The organism is Mumia sp. zg.B17, assembly GCF_019550915.1.
In the GTDB taxonomy this organism is placed as follows: domain Bacteria; phylum Actinomycetota; class Actinomycetes; order Propionibacteriales; family Nocardioidaceae; genus Mumia.
In genome coordinates this window covers 1-23,407 of record NZ_JAHWCI010000004.1, presented here as the reverse complement: position 1 = coordinate 23,407, position 23,407 = coordinate 1, and the positions used below count along the sequence as shown (strand labels likewise).

The window sequence follows — 23,407 nt, the reverse complement described above, 5'->3', positions numbered from 1 at the left end:
GTGCAGACAACCGACCACCAGTGAGAGGCACCACGAGCATGCCAGCAGCGACCACGCCCCGGACCGTCTTCCGTCCAGTCGTGGAGCTGCCCTGTGATCTCGTCCCCACTCACCCTCGGAGTCGTCGCGCACGTTGATGCCGGCAAGACCAGCCTGACCGAACGACTCCTGTATGACGCCGGTGCCGTTGTCGCTCTCGGCAGCGTCGACGCCGGAACCACCCGCACCGATGCCTCCGACCTGGAGCGTCGGCGTGGGATCACGATCCGTGCCTCCGTCGCGACCTTCGCGCTCGACGACCTCGCGGTCACGATCGTGGACACGCCGGGCCACCCGGACTTCATCGCAGAGGTGGAGCGTTCGCTGCTGATCCTCGACGCCGCGGTGCTCGTCGTGTCCGCGGTCGAAGGCGTGCAGCCTCAGACGGTCGCCATCTGGCGCGCCCTCCGGCGGCTCGGCGTGCCGACGCTGCTCTTCGTCAACAAGGTGGACCGGCGCGGCGCCGATCTCGACCACGTCGTCTCGCAGGTACGGCGGCGGCTGACGGCCGACGTCACCGTGCTCTCGCACGTACGGAACATCGGGCACCGCGACGCGCGCGTCGAGGCGGTGGAGTCCGACGACCCGCGGCTGATCGAGGCGGTCGCGTCGGCTGACGACGACGTCCTGGCGTGCTGGGTCGAGGGCCGGCCGATCATGCCGGACCAGCTCGCGGCGGGCCTCCGCGACGCCGTACTCCGACGGGCCGTGACCCCGCTCCTCGTCGGCTCAGCGATCACCGGCGCCGGCGTCGATGCCCTGCGTGACGCGATCACGACGCTCCTTCGCCCGGCTCCGGCGGCGAAGGACCCGAGCGGCGGGACAGTATTCGCGATCGATCGCGACGTGCGGGGCCGTCGCGCGTGGGTCCGATGGTGGTCCGGCACGCTCCGGGTGCGGGAGAAGGTCACCGCGGCCGGCCTCCCCCCGGCCCCCGTGACCGAGCTCGCGGTGAGTCGACCCGGCGGCCTGCAGACGACGAGGTCGGTCGAGGCGGGCGAGGTCGCGGTGGTGCGAGGGCTGGACGTCCGGATCGGCGACGTGCTGGGGAGCGCACCGGGACGGACCTCGTACCGCTTTCCGCCGCCGACGATGCAGACCGTGGTCACCCCGGACGACCCGACGCAGCGGGCGACGATGTTCGCCGGGCTCGCCGACCTCGCCGACGAGGACCCGTTGATCGACCTGCGTGTCGACGAGGTCGAGGGGGAGGCCGTCGTCCGGCTCCATGGTGAGGTGCAGAAGGAGGTCATCGCCGCCGTCCTCGAGGAGCGCTACGGCGTGCGGGTCAGGTTCGCGGAGACCTCGGTGGTGTGCCTCGAGCGGGTCGTCGGCGACGGCGACGCGCTCGAGGAGATCGGCGTCGCCGGCAATCCGTACCTGGCAACGATCGGCCTTCGGGTGGAGCCGGGAGCGCGGGGGAGCGGCGTCGCGTTCTCGGCGGGCAGCGAGCGTGGCAACCTCCCACCGGCGTTCGTGGCTGCGACGGAGGAAGGTGCCCGGGCGGCGCTCCGACAAGGGCTCCGTGGGTGGGAGGTCACCGGCTGCCTCGTCACGATGACGACGTCGGGCTACTGGCCTCGGCAGAGCCACGCGCACCAGTCGTTCAACAAGGCCATGTCCAGCGTCGGCGCCGACTTCCGCAACCTCGCGGCGGTCGTCGTCATCGCCGCACTCGAGCGGGCCGGGACGCAGGTGTGCCAGCCGATCGACCGGTACGAGGTCGAGCTCCCCGACAAGGCGCTGGCGCGCGTGCTCTCGCTCATCGGCCGGCTCGGCGGGACGGTGGCCGGATCGGCGCCTCAGGACGGGTTCACCGTGCTCACCGGTCACCTCCCCTCGGTGGCGGTGCCGGAACTCTCGCGTCGCCTGTCCGACCTGAGCGGTGGGGAGGCCGTGCTGACCGCGTCGCTGGACCACCATGCACCCGTACCGCAGGGCGGCACGCCGCCGACCCGACGACGGACCGGTGCAGACCCCCGAGACCGCGACGCGTGGTTCCACAGCGTAAGGCGGTAGGAGTTGGCACACTGCCCACATGGACATCGATATCACCAGCCGCCCTGGCTACGCCGCTGCCGTCTGCACCCTCTCGCCCGGCGAGTCGGTCAAGGCCGAGGGTGGAGCCATGATGGCGATGTCGTCCAACGTCGAGATCCAGACCTCGACCGGCGGCGGCATGCTCAAGGGTCTGCGTCGAGCGGTGCTCGGTGGCGAGTCGTTCTTCGTCAACACCTTCACTGCGCAGGGTGGGCCGGGCACGATCACCTTCGCGCCCGTGCTGCCCGGCGACATCGTGACGTGGACGTTGAGCGGAGAGACCGTGTTTCTCCAGTCGGGGGCCTACCTCGCCGCCGGATCCGAGATCGAGGTCGACAGCAAGTGGGGCGGCGCGAAGACGTTCTTCGGTGGCGAGGGTCTGTTCATGCTCCGCTGCACGGGCACCGGGCCGTTGCTCGTCGCGAGCTACGGCGCGATCGAGACGATGGACCTCGCGCCGGGGGAGCGGCACGTCGTGGACACCGGTCACCTCGTCGGCTGGAGCGAGGGGGTCGACTTCAAGGTGCGCAAGGTTGGCGGCTGGAAGTCGACGCTGCTCAGCGGGGAGGGTTTCGTCGTCGACCTGACCGGCCCCGGACGGGTCTATCTGCAGACGCGGAGCCAGGATGCGTTCCTCGGCTGGCTGATCCCGAAGCTGCCGCGGGACACCAGCTCGAACTGACACCCGCTCACCGTGCCGGGTCGACCGAGGGAGCAGGACCTCGCGTCTCGGGGTCGGCGTTGACCCAGTCGGTGATCGCGTTGCCGATCTCGTCACCGCGAGGCGTCGTGTTGAGCCAGAAGAGGTCCCACATCTGGGGGTACGGGTCCGCGCGCCGTGCCCACTCGCGCGCGAGGCGGCGGAGGTTCTCGGGCTCGCTTCCGTCCCAGGGGACGAATCGGCTGTCCTTGCCCAGCTCACCGATCTCGATCAACCCGCTCGCGGAAAGCCGCGCGATGACACCGATGCAGAGATCGCGGAGGTCCGCAGGGTCGAGCGCGGACGCGGAGTCGAGATTGCGGGCGATACCGATGACCTCTGAGGCATCAACCCAATCGAGGCAGCCGCTGGAGAGGATCTCTTGATCAAGGGTCAGGCCATCTGCCGACTTCATTGGATATGAACCTTCCGTTTGATGCCGTCCCCAGCGATGACGTCGATCGTGACACCACCACTTCGTGATTCCTCCCGGAGTCCGATGATGATGCCATCTGGGCGCTTGACGGCGATTCCGTCGTAGCGATCGATCTCGGTGGGCAGACCTCGGGACGTGAGGCGACCGTAGAGGTCGCGGAGCTCTTGCTCGGTTGCGACCGTACGAACGTGCCGCCGCCGGCCGTGTGGGAGCTCATCGAGGACGTCGGCGACGTCGTCGACGTAGTTGCTGGTGTCCTTGACGTCGTCGGCCTTCTCGAAGGCTCTGAGCAGCTTGCGGAGCTTGAGCAGCTTGCCGACCGGCAGGACCGAGGCGGCCTCGACCAGGCAGTCCGCGACGTTGCCGGTCTCGGGAAGACAGGCGCGTGGATCGCCCAGCAGGACCGTCAGCGCCGTGATCGCGGCGGGGTCGCCGCCGCGCCGGGGCCGTGCCACGGGCGGCGCGTACGAGGAAGGCACGGGGCCGAGCCCGCCGAGCCGTCGCCAGCCGTCGTCCGACGGGCCGGCGTCGAGGAGCCTGGCGAGCTGCCGCGCGGCGTCGTCGAGCGAGCCCTCCAGCACGGCGTGCCGGTGATGAAGGTCGGCGGTCGTCGCCGCGCGAGTATCGGCGGCGGCCGCGTCGTACTCCGCGTTGAGCGCCTCCACACCTGCGTCGTAGATCGTCACGCTGACAGCCCAGGCCCGGACGACGGTCGCCGCGTATCGGGAGCGCTCGTCGACCTGGCCACCCAGCGCCATGACCGGCCCCGCCCCCAGCGGGATCGCGGTGAGGAGCGACCCGTCGACGTGGGACGAGGCCGCCACGACCCGGCGGACCGTCTCGTCCACGACGGAGCCCACGGCAGTGGCGCGGCCCTCGATCTCGCCGGCCGAGGCAAGGATCTGCTCGGGTGACGCGGGGTACGGGTCGAACAGCGGCATGCGCCGAACTGTTCCGCGAACCGACCGTCACGCGTCAGCGTTGTCCACAGCCTCCCTCAGGCGGTGCGCCCGCGGTTGGGGGTTGCCAAGATCGACGAGTGCGACGAACCTTGGCACAACGATCCTCACCCCTGGAGGCAGACCGTGGTCCGATCCATCCGTCATCTCGTCGCAGCACTTGCCCTCGTGATCGCCACCACCACGCTCGGCGTGGTCGCCACGGCCGGTCCGGCCTCTGCCGACGCCTGCTACACGTGGTCCCGCACGCTGTCCCAAGGATCGACGGGTGACGACGTCCGTCAGCTCCAGATCCGGGTGTCGGGCTATCCCGGCTCCGGGGGTGTCCTCGCCCTCGACAGCAGCTACGGCCCCGCCACCAAGGCGGCCGTCACGCGCTTCCAGCAGGCGTACGGTCTCACTGCCGACGGAGTCGCGAACGCCCAGACGTACTCCAAGATCTACGCGCTGCAGGACGACGACTGCACGCCGGCCAACTTCAGCTATGCCGAGCTGAACCGGTGCAACAGCACCTGGTCGGGCGGGGCGGTGTCCGCTGCGACGGCACGGGCGAACGCCCTCGTCACGATGTGGAAGCTCCAGGCACTCCGCCACGCCTTGGGTGATCGACCACTGACGGTCAACAGCGGCTTCCGCAGCACGTCGTGCAACAGCGCGGTCGGAGGAGCGTCCAACAGTCGGCACCTCTACGGCGACGCCGCCGATCTCGGTGCCGGCTCCCAGGGGTTCTGCACGATCGCGAAGCAGGCACGCAACCACGGGTTCGCGATGATCCTGGGGCCGGGCTACCCAGGTCACGACGACCACGTCCATGTGGCAGCACCCGCGTCGCGCTTCTGGTCCGCACCCACCTGCGGCATCTGAGCTGCCCGTCTGGCGGGCATCACAGATGCCCGCCAGGCGGGACAGCGCTCACGGGTGGACGATGTCGATCTCGGTGATCCGCGAGCCGAAGTCGCGTCGGTTGATCGTCACGAACTGATCGGCACCCGCGGTGATCGCGGTGGCGAGGTGCAGCGCGTCGGGAGTCTTGAGCCGGTGCCGGAGCTTGAGGGCGGCAGCCACCACGGCGACGTCCTGAGTGACGGGGAGGAGCGCGAGCCGGCCAAGGATCGCGATCATGCGGAGGCGCTCGTCACGACGGTCGTCGGCGACCGTGAGCGCCTCGGTGAAGAGCAGCGTCGATCCGATCCCGACCGGCACGTCGGGAGACGAGGCGTCGATCGCGTCGAGCAGGATCGCGCCCCGCTGGTCGGCGACCGCAGCACAGATGACGACGCCAGCGTCGAAGGCGACCGTCACCAAGAGTCTCGGTCCGCGCGGAGCGACCGGACCGCGGCGTCCGCATCCGCCTCTCGGGGCGCGCGGGGAAGCGGGAGCCCTCGATAGCTGTCGACCTCGTCGGCGATGGCGTCGGCCGCCGCGAAGAGATGGTCCGCGCGTGCCGCTCGTGCCGTGCGGGGAGCGGAGAGGCGGGCCACCGCGCGGCCGTGGCGGGTGATCGTGATCTCCTCGCCAGCCTCGACGCGGTCCAGCAGCGCCGCCAGCTGGGCCCGTGCCTGACTCATCGTGACGGTGGACATGTACAACAACGTACAGCGATGTACACACAGCGGACGTCGCGGGTCGACCGCGCGAGTGGAACGTGGTGTCCGTGCTCCGATACGGTGACGCGCACCCCCGCCCTCCACGGGAACGCTCGACCCCCGTGACTGCCCTCGGCCAAGGACTCCCGCATGCTCGACGACCACGCCACCACGACCGCGACGGGGCGCTCCGTCCCTGAGCTCGCCCTGGTCGACCTCGATGAGCAGGCCTTGGAGAGATGGGCCAGCAACGGCGTCCTGATCGAGCGTGTGATGCAGCGCTGCAGCGCGCGCGAGGAGTTCCCCGTGGCGTCCGGGTCGTCGTTGTCGGCCGACGACATCACCAGCGGCCCGTATGCCACCAGCCAGACCCTTCGGCGGTGCCTGACCGCGGGGATCGATCACCTGCATGCCGTGAAGACACTCGTGGTCGACGCGGACGCCCCGCACTCGGCGGCCACCTGGTCGCTCGCGCACGGCGCGTTGGAGAACCTCGCCACCGCCTACTGGATCCTCGGACCCGCCAGCCGCGACGACCGCATCGAACGCACCTTGCGATGGCACGCCCAGGACATCGCCGACTCCGAGGCGGCGACCCGGCACCTCCGCCTGCCGAGCCTTCCCCCCGCCGAGGCGCGGCTGATCTCCCTCGAGATGGTCGCGCGTCGTCGTCGGCTCGACGTCGACGAGGTCCGGCGCGGCTATCGCGTCGAGACAGCCGTCGCGTACGCCGACGCGCAGCTCCCGCGGCCGAGCCTCGGGGTGCTCCTTCCGTGGACGCTGGGCTCTGCCTTCGCCCACGGACGCCCGTGGGCCGCGCTCGGCGCTCCGACCAACGCCCTCCTGCCCGCCCTGGCCGCGCTCCAGCTGCTCGAGGCCTTCCTGGCGCTCTACGAGCAGCGTGCCCGCAACGCGCTGGTCTGACGCGAAGCCGGCGTTGCGACGTCGGGCTCACCGACCGACGGGGACCTCCCACGCCTCACGGCCGACGCCGAGGAAGAGCAGCGACGTCGTGACAGAGGCACCGGTCGCCGCGCGGAGGCACTCCTCGTACGCCGCCACCTGCGGGCGGTAGAAGGCCGTCCGTGCGCCGAGCGCAGCCTGCGGGACGTCGTCGGTCTTGTAGTCGACGACGTGCAGCGTGCCGTCGTCGTCGCGGTAGATCAGGTCGACGAAGCCTTCGATCATCGTGCCGTCCTCGCTGACGGTGCCGACGTAGGACTCCCGCCAGTGCTCCCGCTCAGCGGCACGTCTCACCACCGGCGCCTTGAGCGCGGAGGCTGCGAGAGCGCGAACCTCGGCGGAGAAGTCCGTCACGGCCTCGGCGCGGCACTGCGCAGCGACCGCGTCGTCGAGCCCCGCACCGGTGGCCAGGTCGACCGCCTGCAGCACCCCGTGGACCGCACGTCCGACCGCCGACCCGTAACGACCTTTGCGCCACGGGGGGAGCTCGACGTCGCGCCCACCCTTGGCGCGGCCGGCGTCTGCCGGCGGGGTGTCGAGGAGAACGATCTCCGGATCGGTCCCTTCGAGGCCCGAGGCGCTCTGGACCGCGGTGAGTCGGGTTGCGGCACGTGCGTCGTCCAGCAGGGCCTGCCAGGCGGCGAGATCGGGCGGCGGCATGGGAGAAAGGTCACGCCGACGTCCACGAGCGCCTTCGGCAGGAGCGGAGTCGCCGTCGAGGCCGGAAGCGTCGGTCGCCCAGGCGTTCTCTCCTGCACCGGCGTCGGCGAGGATGCACGCGTTGGTGTCGGTCTTGTCGGCCACCCGGTGCAACGACACCACGAGATGGTCGCGCGCTCGGGTCGCACCGACGTACAGCAGGCGCCGACGCTCCAGGGCGTCCATCTGCTCGTCGACCGGGGCCGCTTCCTCGAAGTCGTTGGTCTGGACCTGCCCGACGAGCCGCACCTCGTAGCCGTCGTCGGTCCAGAGCAGCTGGACGCCCTTGCGCCGTTGTGAGCGGGTGCTCATGCCGGAGAGCACCACCACGGGGAACTCCAGGCCCTTGGCCCCGTGGATGGTCATGATCCGGATGGCGTCCACGTCGGTCTCGGGCAGCACCGCCTCGGCGACGCGCGCCGCGTCGTCGGCCTGACGCCTGGCCCACTCGAGGTAGGCACGGAGCCCTCCGTGCTCCACCTCCGACCACGCGCGGGCCTGGTCCACGACGAAGCGCAGGCGTCGCCACCCGTCGCGGGCGCGGGGGCCGACCGCGGCGGTCTCCAGCATTACCCGCTCGGCCACGATCGTCGTGAGGACCTCGCTCGGCGTCATCCAGCGAGCCCGGCGGACGAGGTCGCGCAACGCGTCCAACCCGGCAGCCACCGGATGATTGGGCCGTTCGAGGCGTTCGAGCGTCTTCGTGGTGGGAGCGAGCACGTGGAACGACCCGCCGGCGTGCTTCCAGGACCAGAGGTCGTCGTCGCCGCACCCGAAGAGCGGCGAGCGCAAGGACTGCACGCTCGCAAACTGGTCGCTGGGATCCGCGATCGTCTGTGCAGCCGTCAGGAGGTCTCGGACCTCGGCCGCCTGGTAGACCAGCGAGCTGGACTCGGCCCGGTAGGGGAGGCCCTCGCGGTCGAGCGCGGTCTCCAGCGCCTCGAGCGAGAGGCGGGACGGGATGAGGATCGCCACGTCCGCGAGCACGACCGGTCGCCACCCCCCGGTCCGCTCGTCCCGCACTGTCCAGCCCTCGTCGAGCGCCCGCCGGATGGTGGCGGCCACGTCGGCGGCCTCGACGGCACGCAGCGCATCTGCTCTGATCGACTCGGTGTGCTCCACGCGACCGAGCACCGTGACCGCCGGTCCGACGGACGGGTGCTCGCTCCGCGCGGGGTCGAGCGGGGCGTACTCCGGTTGGGAGCGGGGTGACGCCTCGATCACGGTCGCGAAAACGTCGTTGACCCACCCCAGAACGGGAGCGACGGTGCGGAAGTTGGTGGTCAGCGTCACGCGGTCGTCGGCTCCGAACCAGTCTCGGGCGTCCAGGTAGAGCGCGATGCTCGCGCGGCGGAACCGGTAGATCGACTGCTTCGGATCGCCGACGACGAAGAGCGAGCCCGGCGGGACGACGACGTCGTGCCAGTCCTCGGCGTCGGCGTCGCGGCCACCGGCGATGCGGACGGCAAGCTCGATCTGGATCGGGTCGGTGTCCTGGAACTCGTCGAGGAGGATGCGCCGGAACTGTGTCTGCAGAGCGGCACGCACGTCCGCGTCGCGGCGCAGCACGTCGCGCGCCAGGACGAGCAGGTCGTGGAACTCGACGCGGCCCTCCGCGGCCCGGCGCTCGGCGTCGGCGCGCACCCGGTGAGCGATCCAGGATGCGAGCGGCCGCAGCGTCGCCTCGGTCACCTCGTGGGCGACGGAGGCGGCGCGAGCCTGGAGCTCTTTGCACGCTGCCTTCAGACCCGCGAGATCGGGCCAGTTCGCGCCGCGCCCGTACGACGTCTTGAGCGTGTCGGCGCGGAGGAGCGTCGTGTATCGAGCGCGATCGTCGACCGCAGTCCGGAGCTCGTCGCCCCAGGCACCGAAGGCGGCCAGACGAGGGAGGAACTTGTCGCTCTCGTCGGTGCACTCGTCAGCCCGCGCCGCGAGTCTGGACGCTGCCTCCCAGAGCGCGGACAGGTCGGGCAGCACGATGGCCGGGGCGCGCTGCGGGACACGGTCGGCGATGAGGTCCCAGTCGGCGTTGAAGGCGCGGGTCAACGAGCGGAGGTGGGCAAGTCGCACGTCGGCGGCGAGGGCGAGGAGCAAGGCCGTGCCCATCGCGTCGTCGTCGAGGAGCTCGCGCTGCATGACCGTCCAGCGCTCCTCGAACGCCACCGAGGACGCGACCTCGTCGAGGACCTCGATCAGCGGGGGGAGACCCGCCTCGATCGGGTGTCGGGTCAGGATGCGCTGCGCGAAGGCGTGCAGCGTGCCGATGGCGGCGGAGTCGAGGTCCTCGAGAGCTTCGGAGGCGCGCGCCTGGCGCTCCGGCATGACCGACGAGCGTCGCGCGCCCTCGAAGGCGACGCGCAGCCGGTCCCGCAGCTCGGCCCCGGCCTTCTCGGTGAAGGTGACCGCGACGATGTGGCGAAGCGGCACGGGCGCCTCGGCGTCGAGCACCAGGAACGTCACCCGGTCGACCAGTGCTCGGGTCTTGCCGGAGCCGGCCCCGGCGTCGACGAACAGGTTGCGGTCGGTCTCTGTCGTGATCCGGTCGCGGGCGGGCTTGTCGTTCAGGGTCGTGAGCGACGTCATGCCAGCGCCTCAGGGTCGACGAGCTCGATCAGGTGCACGAGCGCGGCGTCGCTCCGCTTGTCCTCGTAGCGCTGTCGCGCCTCCTTGTGGCCGAGGCCGCCCGGTGTGCAGAACTCGCACTCCACGAAGCCGTACGCCGGTTGTGCGCTCGGGCGTCCGATGAAGACGCCCGCGGCGATGCCGTCGACGAGCGTCTGGAGCGTCTGGGCGTAGCGCGTCTCGAGATCGTCGTCGAGCGTGACCGGGATCCGCTCACCGGCGTTGCGGCGGACGAACCAGTACATCGCCTCGACACCGGTGACCGGCTTGTCGGCGACGCGCTCACGCGCCGCCAGCGCGTACACGGGGAGCTGGAGCTTTGTCCCGGCGGCGACCGGGTCCTGCCCCAGCTCACGGAACGGGTCCGCCCGGCCGGTCTTCACGTCGGTGACCAGAAGGACGCCGTCACGTGTCCGGTCGACCTTGTCCGCACTGCCGCGCATCAGCAGCCGACCGTCCGGCAGTGCGACAGCGACGGGGTCTCGATCGCTCCCGATGCCGAACTCGAGCTCGCTTCGGACCACCTCGGCGTCACGCCGCGCCCGATAGACGTCGTCGTCCACGAGCATGCGTGCGACCACCTGCCGCAGGGCGTCCAGCTCGGCCTCCCACAGCCGCCGGTGGCCGGTGAGCCCGCGCTCGACGAGATCGATCGCACGCTCGGTGACGAGCTCCTGCAGCCGCTGGTGCTGCGACGTGGTCCAGGGTTCGGCGTACGACGGGAGAGTGCCGGCGCCGGCGCTCTCGGTGATGAGGGCATCCAGCGCGCCGTGCACCAGGGTGCCGATCTCCGCCGCCGAGATCTGGACGATCTCCTCGGGCTGCTCCAAGGGCTCCACGCGGAGCAGTCGCTGGACGAAGTAGGCGAAGGGACACCGCGCGTACGACTCGAGGGCGGTGGGTGAGACCACCTGATCGCTGTGCGCGTAGTCGGGAAGGCCGGCCGCACCGGCGAGGTTGCCGTCGTAACGGGTGAACCGGGTGCTCGCGCGTGCGTCGATCAGGGCACGTGCCGCGGACAGCAGCGCAGCGGGCTCCGGCGCGAGCAGGGTCCCGCTGGCTGCGGCGCGGATCTGCCACTCCTGCTCGGACGCCGGGAGGTCGGTCGTGAGGATGCCGTCGGCGAAGGAGCGGCTGCCGACGAGGAGTCCGTCGGTGGACGCGCGGTGCTTGTCCGGGTGGTCCCACTCGGTCGCCGCGAGCTCCTTGTTGCCGGTGAGCTCGCGCAGGCTGGGAAGCAGGAACTGGCTCGGGATCCGCGTGGTGCTGCGCCGCAGGTCGCCCCGCGGGAAGGACGCGGTCGACCTCGGCGCCGCGGCCAGCGCAGCGAGGAGGTGGCGCTGCTTGTCGTCGAGGGTCGAGCGGAGAGGATCCAGCTCGCCGGTGGCCGTGCGGAGCGTGTCGCTGAGCAGCGCGTCCTCGTGCAGGCGGCCAGGGAACGAGTCCTCGCTCAGACCGAGCACGAACACCTCGTCGAGGTCCATGCCGACCGCTGCCGACACCGGACCGACGAAGACTCCCTCGCCGTAGCGACCGACGCGGGGGAGCGAAGACTCCAGCTCGACGGCAAGGATCTCCGCGAGCGTCTCGACGTCGACCGGGAGCTCGAACGCGTCCAGCGCCGCCAGACCGTGGATCGCCGACTCGACCGCGACCGCGGCGTACTGCTCCTCGGCAGGGAGCGCGGCCCACGCCTCGGACGTCCCGTACAGGTCGTGAAGGAGGTCGAGCGCCCACGTGCGCAGGTCCTGCCAGCGGCTGATCCGCGCGGCCTCCTCGAACCGTTGCTCGAGGAGGTCGACGAACTCCAGCATCGCGCCGGCGGCGCCGATCTCCCGATCGGCGGCCGCGACAAGTCCCTCGCGCGGGCTCTCCTGCGCGAGCTCCTGGTCCTTGAGCCGCAGCTGGTCGGCGATGAAGGTGGTCGTACGCGTGCGCCAGTCGCCTCGTCCGACGATGCCCGCGCGCCGTGAGATCCGCTCCCACCGCGAGACCGGGACGCGCCGGTCGGAGAAGGCGAGCACCGGTGCCTCGGCGAGTGCGGTGAACGTGTCCGCCCGGCCGAGACCGGTCCGGCCGGCGTCGAGGATGCCGAGGAGACCGCGTGCGATCGCGCGCTCCTGCACGGCGCGGGTCGCCGGGCCGTTGACGGTGAGCCCGCTCGCCTCGAGGTGCTCGTGGAGCTGGCGCGCGTAGGGGACGCGGGCGCCATAGAGGATGGCGACCCGGTGCGCGGGCGTTCGGTCCAGGGTTGCGACGACCTCGCGCACGACGCAGCGGACCTCGTCGTCGGCATCGGAGGCGTGCAGGACCCGAGAGGCGACAGGGCGAGGGACGGCCGTCTCCTCCGGGACAGCGAGCCCCATGAGATCGAGGCTGTGACGGACGGCGGAGTCCGCGCGCCGAACCCCCGTCATGCCCGCGACGACGACGCAGTCGGACGTCCCGGCCAGCGCACGCGCGAGTCCCGATTCGGCCCGGGTGAGGCGTTGGGGAAGGAAGAGGACGACCGCACCGAGCGGGGCGGCGCCCGGGGCGCCCTGCTCCACGAGACGGGTTGCCTCGCGCAGCAGGTCGGTCGCGTCGTACGACACGGGGTCGGTGAGGGCCACCACCTGCTCGTGCAGGCGGATGAGGTCGGCCGAGAGGCCCGTGGAGTCGCGCGCACGGGCGCGGCCGCCCGGGGAGAGGTCGCGGAGCTCTCGATGAGCGGCGACCAGGGCACGGATCGTCGCGGGATGGTCGGTCACCGGAGCGAAGACGCCGGGGTCCTGGTCGAGCGCCTGGCGCCACGCGGCGGCGAGGACCGGCTGCGTCGCCGGCCGTCGAGGGTCCATCCGGGCCGCGGCGACCTGCTCGGCGAGCCGGGGCAGGGTGGTCACGGTCAGCGCGGCGACACCGGGCGCGCCGTCGCGCAGGCCCAGAGCGAGGTGACGCCGCGCGACGATCCCGGCGACGTTGGTCGGCACGAGCACGGTGACGGGCGCCATGGGGTCGGTGCCCTTGGCCTCGGCGACCACCGCGGTCAGCGCGTCGAGTGCGGCTCGCCCGTAGGGCGCGGTCAGGACCCGAGTCGACATCCGCCCCCCTCTCGTGCTCTCCCGACCGTAGCGGGGTCAAGGGAGGTTCGGGGCGAACCTCAGCCGCAGGAGTCGCACACGCCGGTCGCCGGCATCTCGAGGAAGCACCGCGGGCAGACGACGCCGGGACGCTCGACCTTGCGGAGCGTGGGCTCCCGGCGCGACGTCCGTGGGGCGTGCGCGGCGACCCGGGAGGACGGTCGGGGCCGGCCGCCGTCGGAGGGGAGCGGCGCACCGTACCGCTGGTAGCACGCGAACCGCTGCGCAGCCGCGTGGCGATCCGGATCGGCGACCGGCGAGCCGGTCACCCGCGCCACGGCCTCGCGGTAGCCGTCGGCGACCGTCCCGTCGGCCCGCACGCACAGCGACGTGATCGCGGGCTCGCCGCGCTCGTGGGCGTCGGCGGCGACCTCGGCGAGGACGTCGCCGATCCAGGTCGCCGACTGACCCTGCGCCTTCACGCCCGTACGCCGTTGCACCTCGGCCGCGAGGTCCTGATCGGTGACGTCACCGCCGTACTCGCGCGCCTTCTCGACGAGCACCTCGCGGGCGCTCTTGACCCAGAAGTGCAGTGCGGTCTCGTACGCGACCGGCTGTCCGTCGCCGATCCGGAAGGTCGTGGCAGTCACGGATCGATCGTACGGCCGCCTCCTCCGACGGCCTGTGCCGCACCCCGGGCGGCGGCTGCGGCGGCCGCCTCGAGCGGCCCGCGGCCGACGTAGCGGCGCCACGGGACCGCGATCAGCGCCGCCACCGTGACGTGGACGAGGAGCGCGTGGTCGATCGTGCGCGGGAGCAGCGTCGAGATGAGGACGACGTGCAGCGAGTAGAGCGTGAACGTCATGCTCCCGATCGCGGCGGCAGGCCAGAGGAACCGCCCGATCACGTGCTCCAGCATCAGCATCAGACCCAGCACGGCCAGCGAGGTCCCGAGGGTGTGGAGGAGGTCCGGCGGCGCGCCGGAGTGCGGTGAGGCGATCCCCAGCCATGCCCACGAGGAGGTGGGTGTCTTCCCCGCGAACCCGACGTGCAGGAGGTTCTCGTCGACGGGCACCCACGCGAGGGTGTCGCCCGTGCCGGCCGCCTTCAGCACCTCGAGTCCGCCTCCAGCGAGCCAGCTCGACGAGCTCACCCAGGCTGCGATCGCCAGGAGGGTGCCCGTCACCGCGATGCCGGCGGCGACACCGATCCGACCGAGCGGGAGCCTGCCGACGCCCATGCCCACGAGGAGGTAGGCCGTCCACGTCACCACCGGGTAGTAGCCGGTGAGAAGAAGGTTGACCACGGTGTCGGCGGGATCGGTGACGACCGTGACGATGTCGGGCACCGCCGAATCCAGCGGCACCGTCACCGTGTGGCGCAACGCCTGGCTGATCACCGGCATGACGACCGCGGCGACGAGGCCGAGCCCGATCAGCCAGCCCGCGCTCAGGCGGAGGAACGGCAGCGCGACCAGGAAGAGCACGCCGTAGTAGCAGAGGATGATCGCCAGTCCCGACTCGAACGAGCCGAGGACGAGGCCGACCGCGAAGATCACGCCGGCCCGGGCCGACGTTGCGGCCGCAGCCTGGAGCCAGGAGCGCCCGCGCGGGGGCCGGGTGCCGCCGCTGGCGAGCGCGATGCCGACGCCGGCGAGCAGCGCGAACAGGGCGGAGGCACGCCCTGCCGCGAGGAGATGGACCGTGGACGTCGAGCCGTCCGGCCCGATCCTGGACTCCAGGTGGGTCGCCATCATGCCGATCAGCGCGACGGCGCGTGCTGCGTCGACCCCGAGCAGCCGCCGCGTGGCGAGGATGGTCGATCGCTCACGTCTGCGCGTGTCGGCCGCCGGGGAGGACATCGTCGCCTGGCTCAGACCACGATCACGAGGGTCACATCGCCGGTCATGCGCTCAGCGTACGGCCGGGGGAGCGCTCACCCGACCGACCTGACCGGGTTCTCCAGGAAGGAGAGCCCGTCGCCGAGCTCGCACCGCACGGTGTCGCCCGCCTGGATCGCCACGGCGCCCGGTGTCCCGGTCGACAGGATGTCGCCAGGGAAGAACGGCATGACGTGGCTGTGGAAGCTCAGCAGCTCTGCGGGGGAGAACGTCATGCCGCCCACCACGTCCTCGCGGTGGACCGCGCCGTTGTGGATCGTTGCGACGCGTAGATCCTCCAGCGGCCCCTCCGCCAGCACCTCGTCGAGGGTGATCAGCTCGGGCCCGAAGGCGAAGAAGGTGGGGTAGTTCTTGACCCGGGTCAGATAGCGGGGGTTCTCGAGGAGGACCTCCTCGGCCGTCTGGTCGAGCACCGCGACGACCCCCGCGACGTACGCCATCGCCTCGTCGACGCTGACGCGGTAGCAGGGCCGGCCGACGACCAGACCGAGCTCGGCCTCCGAGGTCACCGTGCCGAGGTCGCCGGGGACGACGATCGGCTCGCCGGGCCCGACGATGGTGTGGTCGGCCTTGAGGAACGAGGCCGGCGACGTACGGGGTGCCTCCTCGCCGAGGTCACCCGCGTGCGCCCGGTAGTTGAGCCCGATGCCGAGGATCTTGCGCGGCCGCGTCCAAGGCGTGAGCACCGCTCCTTCGGGATCGACCAGGGCAGAGGTGTCGACGCCGGCAGCGATCGCGCGGGCGAGCTCGCCGAGACGGTCGCCTTCGAGGAGAGTCATCACGTCGTCCGGCGCCCCGGGGAGCACCTGGTCGATCCGGGCGAGTCCCTCGGCGACGGTCACGCACGCGGTCGGTCGGCCGTTGAGCTGGATGGTCGAGAGTCGCACGGGCGGTCCTCCTTCAGAGGGCGGACGAGAGGGGCCCGGACGCCGGGACGGTGGCCAGGTGGCGTTCGAGGAGCGGGACGAGCTCGGGCGGGAGGGCACGCGCGGGCGGACGGACGCGACTGGTGCCGAGGATCCCGCGCCGGTGCAAGAGCTCCTTGCGGATCGACAGGCCGATGCCGACCTGGCCTTCGAAGGTGGCGAGCGGAAGCCACGGCGCCCACTGCGCCCGGGCGTCCTCGAAGCCGGTGTCCCGGTACGACCTCAGGACGGCGGCGAGCGCGGCCGGATGGCTGAATCCGGTCATCGCGCCGGCCGAGCCCGCCATCAGCTCGTCGAGGAGCCCGACTCCTCCCAGCCCACCGAAGATCGGCACGTCCAGGGCAGCCGTCAGGCGGGCGACCGCGAGCGACGTCGGGGGAGTCTCGGACTTGACGCCGACGACGAACGGACACGCCCGGGCGATCGCGACGACCGTCTCGTCAGGGACGGTGATGCCGGAGACCACGGGGTAGTCCTGGAGCAGCACCGCTGATCCTGTCTCCTCGTGCAGCCGGCGCAGCGACGCCGCCACCGACCCGGGATCGGGGTCGTTGATCTGAGCCATCACGGCGACCGGCGGTCGGGGCACCGAGGCGAGCAGGCGGTCGGCCTGTCGTACGACCTGCTCGGGGTCGCGCTCCGACAACCCCAGCACGTACGGGAGGTCGGTGCTCGCCGCCACGGTGCGTGCGACGGCGACCGCCTCGTCGTCGGACAGCGCCGCCGCCTCCCCGAAGACGCCCAGCGCGACCAGGCCGTCGCAGCCGTCGGCGACGAACGACCCGACCTCGCGCTGCAGCGAGGGAAGGTCGAGGGCGAAAGCCGTATCGAAGGGCGTGGCGAGCACGCCCCACAGCCCTGGTTCGAGCGTGACGTTCACAGGTCCTCCGTACGGGTGGATGCGGCGACGAGGCTGCCGACGTGCTCGGCGATGGCAAGGGCGGACGTGGCAGCGGGCGAGGGCGCGTTCCGGAGGATCACGAGGCGCTCGCGTGCGGTGATGCGGAAGTCGTCGACGAGCCCGCCGTCGCGGTCGAGCGCCTGGGCTCGGACGCCTGCCCGCCCGGGGACCACGTCGTCGTCGGCGAGCTCGGGCAGGTATGCGCGGGCGGCGGCGACGAAGCGACGCCGGCTCAGCGATCCGGCCGTCTCTCTCACGCCGGTCCGCCAGTGGTGACGCGCGAACCTCCAGAACGCCGGGCTGCGAGCCACCTGGGCCAGGTCGTGCGCGGACACGGTGCGCCAGTCGTACCCCTCCCTGGCGAGGGCGAGCACGGCGTTGGGGCCGACCAGGACCTCGCCGTCGACGCGGGGCGTGAGGTGCACGCCGAGGAACGGGTAGCGAGGATCGGGAACGGGATAGACGAGCCCCTTGACCAGGCTGCGCCGCTCGGGGCGGAGGGCGTAGTACTCGCCACGGAACGGGATGATCACCGGATCGGGGTCGTCGCCCGCCATGGCGGCGAGCCGGTCGCTCTGGAGACCTCCGCACGCCACCACGTGGTCGAAGGCGATGTCGGTGGTGCTTCCGCCCGCCGCGACCGCCAGGACGACCTCGGCCCCCCGCCGACCGATGGCGGTGACCTCGTGGCCGAGCCGCAGGCTGGCTCCTGCCGCCACCGCGTCGGCAGCGAGAGCTCGCGTCACCTCCGCGAAGTCGACGATCGAGGTCGACGGCGAGTGCAGCGCGGCGATCCCGGCCACATGGGGCTCGATCTCCCGGAGCTCGGCCGCGCTGAGGATCCGCACCCCGGGGACGCCGTTGGCGAGGGCCCGACGCTCGATCCCGGCCAGGCGTGCGCGCTCGTCGTCGTCGAGCGCGACCAGCACCTTCCCGCACGTGACGCGCCGGATGTCCTTCTCCTCGCAGTACGCCTCGAGCAGCGCCACCCCTCGCCGGCACATCAGGGCCTTCGCCGACCCGGGCTCGTAGTACAGCCCGGCATGGACCACGCCGCTGTTGCGCCCGGTCTGGTGCGCGGCGAGCTCCGGCTCCTTCTCCAGCAGGGTGACGTGCGCGGCCGGGTCGCGGCGGAGCAGCTCCCGAGCGACAGCGACGCCGAGGATCCCGCCTCCGATCACGGCGTGACGCATGGTCATCGGTCCGCTCCTGGCTCACCCGCGGCCGCCCGGTCGGTGACGAGGTAGGAGTCGGGATGCCGCTGCAGCACCGAGGCTGGGCAGGCGGGGTCGACCGGTCCGTGCAGAGCGGCGCGTACGGCGTCGGCCTTGCGCTCACCCAGGGCGATCAGGACGAGGCGCCGTGCCTGCATGATGGTGCCGAGGCCTTGCGTGATGGCGTGGGTGGGGACCTCGGCGAGGGAGTCGAAGAAGCGAGCGTTGTCGCGCCGGGTGGTCTCGGTGAGCCGGACGACCCGGGTGCGGGAGTCGAGCGCCGATCCGGGCTCGTTGAACCCGAGGTGCCCGTTGCGCCCGATCCCGAGGACCTGCACGGCGACCCTCGCCTCCGCCACCTCGCGCCCGTAGCGCTCGGCCTCGGCGTCGGGGTCGGCGGCCTGCCCGTCCGGGCCCCGGACCTCGAGGCCGAGGGCGTCGGCGACCTCGCGCCGGATGACCGACGCGTACGAGTTCCGGTCGCCTACGGGGAGGCCGAGGTACTCGTCGAGGAGATAGCCGCGTCGCGCCACCCGGCGCGGCGCCGTCCCCGCCCTGACGCGTCGGACGATCTCGTCGTACGCGCCGAGCGGGGACGATCCGGTCGCCAGCCCGACCGAGCACTCGTCGTCGCACGCCTCGAGGATCAGGTCGGCGGCCGTCGCCGCCACCTGGTCCGCGTCGTCGCGGACCAGGTGGCGGGCGGTGGCTCCGAGAGGTTGCGTCACCGCACCCTCACCGACGAGCTCGCAGTGCCTTCGGAGCGGTCAGGATCGAACCCGAGGAGCACCGACGTGGGCCGCGCCGTCACCGGGATGCGGACCTGGTGTCGTCCGGGCCGCAGCGCGACCTCGGTCGAGCCGACCTCGCGAGCATCGGCGCCCGCGACCGCGAAGAGGTGCGCGGTGCCTCGCTGCCGCACGTCCACGGTCACGATGGCCGTACCTCCCCGGACCGTCGCCCGGACCACGCGCGCGGTCCGCCTCGGGTCGAGGGTCGGCAGGCCGGAGAGCCCGACGCCGGAGCGTACGGCCTGCTCGACCGACTGCGGCGAGTCGAGGCTGTCGAGCGCCGGGAAGTCCAGCGTCGGCGGCGTGGTCTCGACCTGCGGCGTCGCACCCCCGCCGAGCTCGACGCGACCCCACCGGTAGGGATCGCCCTGGACGCCACCCCACGTGGACCACCCGAGCCGCGTCTGGCCCGCCTTGTCCTGGGTGTCGGAGTCGTAGACGAACATGTTGAAGCCCATGCGGTCGGGGTCGACCGTCGCCGGCAGCGCCGACAGCGGGATCTTCATCTCGATGACGTAGCCCGTGTAGGGCGCGGTCACGGCTGACGCCATCTCGAACCCTGGCGCCACGTTGCCCGGGTCGAGCGTCGTCTCGTCCGAGCCGCCCTCCCCGGCCATCGGGAACGCTCCGATCGGGCCCTGGCGGTTGTCGGCGTCGCGGGCGGCGCACGACTGACCCTCGGCGGTGAACGGGAGAGCCCCGATCTTGAAGGTGGTGGAGGTGTTCTCCGACGTCCCCGTCGGGTCGATGGCGACCTCGAGGGAGTCGACGCGCCAGTGACGCTTGCAGTCCGACGCCGCGAGCACGGCGCTCTTGACGTCGTCGGTCACCTCGGCGGCGACGTAGAGATCGTCGCCCGCACGGGTGACGTAGCCGGTCGCACTGCAGTCGGCAGGCGAGGTGCAGGCGTCGCCCTCCCACCGCCGCGACAGATCGAGCGTCGAGGCGTACTCCCCGGGGGCGACCGTACCGTCGAGCGTCGGCGCCGCCGTCTCGCCGACCTGTGCCGTCGGCACCAGCTCGAGCGCCGCCGTGGCGGTGGAGGAGCCAGAGGTGCTGGTCGTGGTGATCGTGTAGGCGTAGTCACCGCCGGCCCCGCCCTCGTTGGACGTCGGGAGCGTGTCGTCGGTGTTGGTGACCTCGATCTCGACGCGCTGCGTCGCCCCGGGCGCAAGGTCCTCGTACGCGACGGTGTCGTCGGCCGTCGCGAAGCCGTCGGGCAGGTCCACGGTCACCGTGCCGGACTGCGGGGTGTCGCTGCGGTTGGTGACGTCGATCCCGACCGTACGGCTTCCGCCGCTGGGCAGGGTCAGGACCGGCGCGACCAGCCCACGGAGCTGCGGGAGGCCCACCGTCGGCGCCCAGGCCTCGAACTCTGCGACCTGGGGGAGGAGCTGCTGGGTCCCGGACACGTCCGGGGTCACCGACAGCTTCTGGTTGGTGTAGCCCGTCCGTGAGCCGGAGCGGACGTCGAGCCCGATGAGCGCCCGGGTGTTGGGCGCGGCGTCGGCCGGCGCCGTGACGGTGACCTGGCGGGTGACCGTCCGTCCGCGCGGCACGGTCCCGAACCTGACGGACCGCGTCCCGCGCCACCCCTCGGGGAGGACCACGGTGCCGGTCGCCTGGACCAGGCGGGCGCGCGGGGGAGCGGTGAGGCGCGCGGTGAGCGTCACGCTCTGCCCGGGTACGAGGTCGACCGTCTCGCCGGTGAGCTCGAGTCCGGTGCCGAGCGGAAGCCCGCGCGGAGCCTGGAGCACCGCACCGTGGAGCATCGCTGCCGGGGACGCCGCGGCGGCCGACTGGTCGCCTCGGGCGAACGGCACGCGCGAGGCGACCTGGGTGAAGTAGTCGCACCCGATCGCCTGGGGGTCCGTGCTGGGGTCGGGGAACCCGGCCCAGCCCTGCGAGGCGTACTTGCGCTGCGCCTCGCGCTCGACGAGCGCCCAGGTCTTGCCGCTGGCCGACCGCCCGCCGGCCCACACGCCGTACACGTCGTCGGTCGGGTCGGTCGGGGTGAACGCGCGAGGGCACGACGACCCGGCGGGGCCGGAGCCGCGGGCGGAGTTCAGGAAGAGCTTGTCCGGCGCGTACGCGCGCAGGCCCTCCTTCGTGATCTGCGAGCGGAAGCGCCGCGGGTCGCCGGCGACGGCGTACGCCTCCGCGGCCAGCCGCGCGGCCTGCTGGTGGCCGCCGTGGTTGCCGGGGGTGGGGGCCGGGGTCATCGTCACCACGACGTCGGGACGGGTCTCACGGACGATCCGGACCAGTCGCTCGAGCGTGTCCTCCTCGTCCCACGCCTGCTGGTGCAGCGGCGCGCTGACCGAGTAGTAGAAGTCGACCTTGTCGAGGTTGAACACGTCCTCGACGCCGGCGGTGCCCACCGCAGCGCGCTCCTCACGCTCGCGGATGACGCCGAGCGCAGGGCCCTCCTCGGGACCCACCGCGTTGCCACCGCCCTCGCCGCGGGTGATGGTGACGACGCCGACGCGACTTCCGAACTGCTCGCCCCACTGGCCGAAGGTCGAGAGCCGTCCCGACTCGTCGTCGGGGTGGGCACCCACGAAGAGCACGTCGAGATCGGTTGCCGTCGAGTGCCTCCCCGTGCTGGGCCGGTCGGCGTGACCGGACGACGCCGGTGCCGCGGCGGCCGGGCCGGCGACGAGCCCTGCGCCGAGCAAGGCCGCGGCTGCCGACGTCGTGGCGAGCCTGCGCCATCGTGGTGGTGCGGCACCGCCGGAGTCGATGGTGTTCGTGGTGCGCTGGATCATGAGTCCCCCTCTGGTTCTCGGTCGATCGTCGACGTGCGGCTGAGCGGGTCAGCCCTTGACCGCCCCCTCGGTCATGCCGCGGATGAAGTGCCGCTGCGCGACCAGGAAGAGCACGAGCATCGGCAGCGCCACGATGAGCGCGGCCGCGGCGAGCAGCGACGGCGAGCCGGTGTACTGCCCGCTGAAGAACGTCAGCCCGAGCGGCGCCGTCCGGAGGTCCTCGTTGCTGGGGATCATCACCAGCGGCAGGAGGAACTCGTTCCACGTCCACATCGAGAACAGCACGACCATCGTGATGATCGCCGGACGGCCCATCGGCAGCAGGATCGACCAGAAGACGCGGAAGTGGCCGGCGCCGTCGAGCCGGGCCGACTCGACGAGCTCGCGCGAGGTGCCGCGGAAGTAGGCCCTCATCCAGAACGTGCCGAAGGCCAGCGACTGAGCGACCTGCGGGAAGATCAGCGCCTGGTAGGTGTTGGTCTGGCCGAGGTCGCGGAGCTGGTAGTAGAGCGGGACGACGATGGCCTCGTTGGGGACCATCAGGCCGAGCAGCAGCACGTAGAACAGCACCGAGGACCCGCGGAACCGCATCGTCCCGAACGCGTAGCCGAGCAGGCACGAGAGCGCCGTCGCCAGCACCACCACGCAGACGGTGACGATCACGCTGGAACGCATGTAGGTCGAGAAGTGGCCCTCGTCCCACGCCGTGGCGAGGTTGCTCCAGACGATCCCGGTCTCGTTGGGGTTGTCGGAGACGAACGCCGACGCGACGATCATCGCGATCGGGAAGAGCGCGACCACGGTGCCGAGGGCGAGCACGACGATCGTGACGCTGCGTTCGAGGCGAGGCTCGCTCATCGCTCCTCCCGCTCGGGGATCCGGTTGACCAGCACGGTGAGGAGCATGATGAACGCCGCCAGGATCAGCGCGATCGTGACGCCGGTGCCGACCTCGCCCTGGCGCATCGACTTCATGTAGACCTCGTACGCCGGGACCGCGCTCGCGCCGCCCGGGCCGCCGGAGGTCATGAGATAGACGAGGTCGAACGTCCGCAGCGCGGCGACCATCGTCAGCGTCAGGGCGACGGCGAGCTCGTTGCGCAGCGAGGGCAGGCTGATCGCGAATGTCTCGCGGAAGAACCCGGCGCCGTCGAGACGGGCGGCGTCGTAGATCGAGCGCGGCACCCGCGAGAGGCCCGCGAGGAAGAGCACGGTGCACAGTCCCGTCCCGAGCCACGTCCCGACGACGCCGATGGCGACGAGGGCGGTGTCGGGGTCGCCCAGCCAGCCGCGGGTGAGGCCGTCGAGACCGATCGCGCGGAGGGCCTCGTTGAGCGGCCCGTCGGGGGCGAGGATCCGCTTCCACGCCACCGCGACGACCGTCAGGGCGATCACCTGCGGCACGAACACGACCGCCTGGAAGACGCCTCGGCCGCGGACGGTCGACCGCATCAGAAGCGACGCGGCGAGCAGTCCGAGGAGGACGGGGACGAGCGAGAAGAACACGACGAGGACGAGGGCGTGCCCGAACGGGGCGCGCAACGTCGGGTCGGTCAGCACGTCGGCGTAGTTCTGAAGGCCGACCCAGGTGCCGGGGGAGAGCCCGTCCCACGCGAAGAACGACAGCCACACGGCGTATGCCAGCGGGGCAAGCAGGAAGAGCGTGAGGACGACGAACCCGGGGAGGATGTAGAGGTACGCGACCGCTCGCGGCTCTCCGGGGGGACCGTGGCGCCGCCGACCGCCCGGCCGGGGCCCCCCCCGGCGGGCGGGCGCCGCCCGGGCGGGCGCCCCCGCCGCCGGGG

At 72.0% G+C, this 23,407-nt stretch carries 19 protein-coding genes; 4 read left to right on the top strand and 15 right to left on the bottom strand.

All coding sequences use genetic code 11. The features are described from left to right. Window positions 1–93 precede the first annotated feature (93 nt). Together KV097_RS19680 and KV097_RS05180 are read left to right on the top strand one after the other, a co-directional pair. Window positions 94–2,058, top strand: coding sequence for a translation factor GTPase family protein (locus KV097_RS19680; protein ID WP_220365258.1), 1,965 nt, complete (start codon window positions 94–96; stop codon window positions 2,056–2,058). Window positions 2,059–2,077: 19 nt separating this feature from the next. Next, the gene (locus tag KV097_RS05180) at window positions 2,078–2,761 is read left to right on the top strand and encodes a TIGR00266 family protein (RefSeq protein WP_220365257.1); all 684 of its coding nucleotides are present in this window, start codon (window positions 2,078–2,080) and stop codon (window positions 2,759–2,761) included. A gap of 7 nt (window positions 2,762–2,768) precedes the next feature. Here the strand turns inward: KV097_RS05180 and KV097_RS05175 are convergent, their stop codons facing one another. Together KV097_RS05175 and KV097_RS05170 are read right to left on the bottom strand one after the other, a co-directional pair. Further along, on the bottom strand, window positions 2,769–3,194 hold the full coding sequence (locus KV097_RS05175; protein ID WP_220341475.1) for a hypothetical protein: 426 nt from the start codon (window positions 3,192–3,194) through the stop codon (window positions 2,769–2,771). Then, window positions 3,191–4,156 (bottom strand): hypothetical protein, encoded by a 966-nt coding sequence (locus tag KV097_RS05170; RefSeq protein ID WP_220365256.1) that lies wholly within the window; start codon window positions 4,154–4,156, stop codon window positions 3,191–3,193. The genes KV097_RS05175 and KV097_RS05170 overlap by 4 nt, the downstream gene beginning before the upstream one ends. Before the next feature lie 144 nt (window positions 4,157–4,300). On the opposite strand from KV097_RS05170, the gene KV097_RS05165 reads away from it, so the two are divergent. Continuing rightward, window positions 4,301–5,038, top strand: a complete 738-nt coding sequence (locus KV097_RS05165) for a D-Ala-D-Ala carboxypeptidase family metallohydrolase (protein WP_220341477.1) — start codon at window positions 4,301–4,303, stop codon at window positions 5,036–5,038. Window positions 5,039–5,086: 48 nt separating this feature from the next. Here KV097_RS05165 and KV097_RS05160 read toward each other — a convergent pair whose 3' ends face one another. Continuing rightward, complete coding sequence (locus tag KV097_RS05160; RefSeq protein ID WP_220341478.1) at window positions 5,087–5,476, bottom strand: PIN domain-containing protein; 390 nt, start codon at window positions 5,474–5,476, stop codon at window positions 5,087–5,089. Then, the gene (locus KV097_RS05155; protein ID WP_220341479.1) at window positions 5,473–5,757 is read right to left on the bottom strand and encodes a type II toxin-antitoxin system Phd/YefM family antitoxin; all 285 of its coding nucleotides are present in this window, start codon (window positions 5,755–5,757) and stop codon (window positions 5,473–5,475) included. Before KV097_RS05155 ends, KV097_RS05160 begins: the two co-directional genes overlap by 4 nt. A 153-nt stretch (window positions 5,758–5,910) precedes the next feature. On the opposite strand from KV097_RS05155, the gene KV097_RS05150 reads away from it, so the two are divergent. Beyond that, window positions 5,911–6,684 carry a hypothetical protein gene (locus KV097_RS05150; RefSeq protein ID WP_220365255.1) on the top strand — a complete coding sequence of 258 codons (774 nt, stop codon included), beginning with the start codon at window positions 5,911–5,913 and terminating at the stop codon, window positions 6,682–6,684. A gap of 27 nt (window positions 6,685–6,711) precedes the next feature. On the opposite strand, the gene KV097_RS05145 is transcribed toward KV097_RS05150, so the two are convergent. From KV097_RS05145 to KV097_RS05095, 11 genes are all read right to left on the bottom strand, one after another. Further along, complete coding sequence (locus tag KV097_RS05145) at window positions 6,712–10,005, bottom strand: exodeoxyribonuclease V subunit beta (RefSeq protein ID WP_220365254.1); 3,294 nt, start codon at window positions 10,003–10,005, stop codon at window positions 6,712–6,714. Further along, window positions 10,002–13,124 carry a PD-(D/E)XK nuclease family protein gene (locus tag KV097_RS05140; RefSeq protein WP_220365253.1) on the bottom strand — a complete coding sequence of 1,041 codons (3,123 nt, stop codon included), beginning with the start codon at window positions 13,122–13,124 and terminating at the stop codon, window positions 10,002–10,004. Before KV097_RS05140 ends, KV097_RS05145 begins: the two co-directional genes overlap by 4 nt. A 59-nt stretch (window positions 13,125–13,183) precedes the next feature. Continuing rightward, window positions 13,184–13,753: a hypothetical protein gene (locus KV097_RS05135; protein ID WP_220341483.1), complete on the bottom strand. Its 570-nt coding sequence runs from the start codon at window positions 13,751–13,753 to the stop codon at window positions 13,184–13,186. Next, complete coding sequence (locus tag KV097_RS05130; protein WP_220365252.1) at window positions 13,750–14,964, bottom strand: heparan-alpha-glucosaminide N-acetyltransferase domain-containing protein; 1,215 nt, start codon at window positions 14,962–14,964, stop codon at window positions 13,750–13,752. The genes KV097_RS05135 and KV097_RS05130 overlap by 4 nt, the downstream gene beginning before the upstream one ends. 74 nt (window positions 14,965–15,038) lie before the next feature. Continuing rightward, on the bottom strand, window positions 15,039–15,890 hold the full coding sequence (locus KV097_RS05125; RefSeq protein WP_220365251.1) for a fumarylacetoacetate hydrolase family protein: 852 nt from the start codon (window positions 15,888–15,890) through the stop codon (window positions 15,039–15,041). Between the two features lie 13 nt (window positions 15,891–15,903). Then, the gene (locus KV097_RS05120; protein ID WP_220365250.1) at window positions 15,904–16,809 is read right to left on the bottom strand and encodes a dihydrodipicolinate synthase family protein; all 906 of its coding nucleotides are present in this window, start codon (window positions 16,807–16,809) and stop codon (window positions 15,904–15,906) included. Continuing rightward, window positions 16,806–18,029 (bottom strand): L-2-hydroxyglutarate oxidase, encoded by a 1,224-nt coding sequence (gene lhgO, locus KV097_RS05115; protein ID WP_220365249.1) that lies wholly within the window; start codon window positions 18,027–18,029, stop codon window positions 16,806–16,808. Before lhgO ends, KV097_RS05120 begins: the two co-directional genes overlap by 4 nt. Then, the gene (locus KV097_RS05110; RefSeq protein ID WP_301021790.1) at window positions 18,026–18,772 is read right to left on the bottom strand and encodes a glucosamine-6-phosphate deaminase; all 747 of its coding nucleotides are present in this window, start codon (window positions 18,770–18,772) and stop codon (window positions 18,026–18,028) included. The genes lhgO and KV097_RS05110 overlap by 4 nt, the downstream gene beginning before the upstream one ends. Further along, the gene (locus KV097_RS05105) at window positions 18,769–21,603 is read right to left on the bottom strand and encodes a sugar-binding protein (RefSeq protein WP_220365248.1); all 2,835 of its coding nucleotides are present in this window, start codon (window positions 21,601–21,603) and stop codon (window positions 18,769–18,771) included. Before KV097_RS05105 ends, KV097_RS05110 begins: the two co-directional genes overlap by 4 nt. 48 nt (window positions 21,604–21,651) lie before the next feature. Then, window positions 21,652–22,461 (bottom strand): carbohydrate ABC transporter permease, encoded by an 810-nt coding sequence (locus KV097_RS05100; protein ID WP_220341489.1) that lies wholly within the window; start codon window positions 22,459–22,461, stop codon window positions 21,652–21,654. Continuing rightward, a partial coding sequence (locus tag KV097_RS05095; protein WP_255559231.1) for a carbohydrate ABC transporter permease occupies window positions 22,458–23,407 on the bottom strand: 950 nt, incomplete at its 5' end. The genes KV097_RS05100 and KV097_RS05095, both read right to left, overlap by 4 nt.

Excerpts from the sequence above, each read along its gene's own strand:
- lhgO (WP_220365249.1), bottom strand. The coding sequence starts at position 18,029 with ATGACCATGCGTCACGCCGTGATCGGAGGCGGGATCCTCGGCGTCGCT.
- KV097_RS05155 (WP_220341479.1), bottom strand. The coding sequence starts at position 5,757 with ATGTCCACCGTCACGATGAGTCAGGCACGGGCCCAGCTGGCGGCGCTG.
- KV097_RS05145 (WP_220365254.1), bottom strand. The coding sequence starts at position 10,005 with ATGACGTCGCTCACGACCCTGAACGACAAGCCCGCCCGCGACCGGATC.
- KV097_RS05105 (WP_220365248.1), bottom strand. The coding sequence starts at position 21,603 with ATGATCCAGCGCACCACGAACACCATCGACTCCGGCGGTGCCGCACCA.
- KV097_RS05130 (WP_220365252.1), bottom strand. The coding sequence starts at position 14,964 with ATGTCCTCCCCGGCGGCCGACACGCGCAGACGTGAGCGATCGACCATC.
- KV097_RS05170 (WP_220365256.1), bottom strand. The coding sequence starts at position 4,156 with ATGCCGCTGTTCGACCCGTACCCCGCGTCACCCGAGCAGATCCTTGCC.
- KV097_RS05100 (WP_220341489.1), bottom strand. The coding sequence starts at position 22,461 with ATGAGCGAGCCTCGCCTCGAACGCAGCGTCACGATCGTCGTGCTCGCC.
- KV097_RS05150 (WP_220365255.1), top strand. The coding sequence starts at position 5,911 with ATGCTCGACGACCACGCCACCACGACCGCGACGGGGCGCTCCGTCCCT.
- KV097_RS05180 (WP_220365257.1), top strand. The coding sequence starts at position 2,078 with ATGGACATCGATATCACCAGCCGCCCTGGCTACGCCGCTGCCGTCTGC.
- KV097_RS05175 (WP_220341475.1), bottom strand. The coding sequence starts at position 3,194 with ATGAAGTCGGCAGATGGCCTGACCCTTGATCAAGAGATCCTCTCCAGC.
- KV097_RS05140 (WP_220365253.1), bottom strand. The coding sequence starts at position 13,124 with ATGTCGACTCGGGTCCTGACCGCGCCCTACGGGCGAGCCGCACTCGAC.